The sequence below is a fragment of the Polynucleobacter sp. 35-46-11 genome, assembly GCF_002281105.1.
In genome coordinates this window covers 1-1,061 of record NZ_NCFJ01000730.1, presented here as the reverse complement: position 1 = coordinate 1,061, position 1,061 = coordinate 1, and the positions used below count along the sequence as shown (strand labels likewise).

At 41.3% G+C, this 1,061-nt stretch carries 3 protein-coding genes; 1 reads left to right on the top strand and 2 read right to left on the bottom strand.

The window, feature by feature from the left end:
* Positions 1 to 14: 14 nt before the first annotated feature.
* Complete coding sequence (locus B7Y67_RS19155; RefSeq protein WP_293599993.1) at positions 15 to 224, top strand: dodecin; 210 nt, start codon at positions 15 to 17, stop codon at positions 222 to 224.
* A gap of 52 nt (positions 225 to 276) precedes the next feature.
* Here the strand turns inward: B7Y67_RS19155 and B7Y67_RS19150 are convergent, their stop codons facing one another.
* A complete protein-coding gene (locus B7Y67_RS19150) occupies positions 277 to 642 on the bottom strand; it encodes a hypothetical protein (protein WP_293599992.1) in 366 nt (121 codons plus the stop codon).
* Positions 643 to 699: 57 nt separating this feature from the next.
* The coding region (locus B7Y67_RS19145; protein ID WP_293599991.1) for a type II toxin-antitoxin system HicB family antitoxin at positions 700 to 1,061 on the bottom strand (362 nt) is incomplete at its 5' end.

Here is a 1,061-nt window from a genome sequence, read left to right as displayed (position 1 = left end):
GCGCCGGAGGATATATGTCTGCACATACCTACAAAGTAATAGAACTTGTTGGCTCATCAGCAGTGAGTTCAGATGACGCTATTCAGTCTGCAATTGCGAAAGCATCACAAACTTTGCACCATCTGAATTGGTTTGAAGTCATTGAAACGCGTGGCCATATTGTGGATGGCAAAGTGGCGCATTTTCAAGTCACGCTAAAAGTAGGCTTTAGAATCGAAGATTAATTCAAACAGCCAACTAAAATTCAAATAATGCCCTGTTACTAAACTCGATATCTCAGTGTTCTGAATTACCAGTGATTGGTGCATTTTTCAATATGTGCCGTAAATGCATCAAATCGCTAGTAATGTATTCAAACGTTGATGCTATGGAGCTAGAGCGAATGACAGCGTCTCTTAGCGCCTCATCCACAGTAAGCAAATCTTTTTGTAATATAGCATCATCAATCAACTTAATCGCTTTTTGCAAGCACTGCAAATCGTAAATGAATCGCACTTGCCAAGACTTGCTATAGTCATTCTGCCAGTCATCAAAATCACTGTCTTTTAACACTTGCTCGCTAGAGCCCACGGCTTTCGCACACTGCACTATAGAAGCTTTCACCTTATTTAAATTAAACGGCTGGCTATTAATATTTTCCACTTTAGACCTCCACAATATTTATTGACTTAGCGACTGCGTAAGTTAAAAAGTAATATCTCAAACAAGCCTTACATATAGCTGCTTACCCAACACTTGCAAGGCTGCTGCAATGCCATCAATTCTTGTGGTATGACGCACATTGGTTAAGCGATTCACTTCTTGCGGTGTAGTGTTTAACATACGCGCCAATTCAGCAGGACGAACTTTTTGAGTAATCATTTCGTTCAGCAACAGCACCTTGGCAGCAAGGCTGGTTGGTAATTCAATACCGCGCTGCCCACGCTTTGCCTTAGATGGAGTAGGCACTAATTTTTTATCTTCAAGATAAGACTCAATTGCAGCTTCTAAAACTATTTTTCCAGCATCTAATGCCGCAGCAATGGTATGTCCATGCGCTATCACAGAGGGGATGTCATCGC

Coding starts and splice junctions, on each gene's coding strand:
- B7Y67_RS19155 (WP_293599993.1), top strand. CDS start 15: ATGTCTGCACATACCTACAAAGTAATAGAACTTGTTGGCTCATCAGCA.